Origin of the sequence: Herbiconiux daphne (assembly GCF_024979295.1) — a bacterium.
In the GTDB taxonomy this organism is placed as follows: Bacteria; Actinomycetota; Actinomycetes; order Actinomycetales; family Microbacteriaceae; genus Herbiconiux; species Herbiconiux daphnes.
This window is the reverse complement of the sequence record NZ_JANLCJ010000744.1, coordinates 1-537: the sequence shown is the minus strand read 5'-3', so window position 1 is coordinate 537 and position 537 is coordinate 1. Positions and strand designations below refer to the sequence as shown.

Sequence of the window (537 nt, the reverse complement as noted above, 5' to 3'; positions counted from 1 at the left end):
TGTCTTCCATACTCAGACCATCTTCAGTACGAGCTGCCACACGATCCAAAAACTGTTGTGTCATTTTATTGCGAGAACCTTTAGGGCGTCCTTTACCCAACTTATTGCCCGGCTGGAATTTACCAGTCCGTAGATTACGACCTTCTTCAATTGGGTCATTTTCCAGAGCAGCTTTAAAGTTTCCTGGACGACGTTCCCCTTCCCCTGTAAAAGCATTGGGACTAAGTTCGTAATCTGTTCCTTGTTCAATTGTCATGATTGACTCCTTGGCTAACGATTACGGGTATAGTTATATGGTACACTGTAGAAAAACGTCTAGAAATGTACACTGAAAAAATGAGTTCCTTGTGTGGGGTATCATGTGTGCCCTATCATAAGCCACTGTAGAAAGGAGATTCTTGTGTGCCACCTCATGTGTGGGACATCATATGTGCGAGTTCATGTGATTTAACCAGTACCGTTATTTATTTCATAACACCCCTGTTATACTTTCAATTTGAAATTTCGCTATGTGGGGGGTGCACGAAGAAGCGCGCG

Annotated in this window: 1 protein-coding gene; it reads right to left on the bottom strand. The window is 43.2% G+C overall.

Annotation, left to right across the window (positions count from 1 at the left end):
• The coding region (locus tag N1032_RS27460; protein ID WP_259543890.1) for a hypothetical protein at window positions 1–256 on the bottom strand (256 nt) is incomplete at its 3' end.
• Window positions 257–537: the final 281 nt, after the last annotated feature.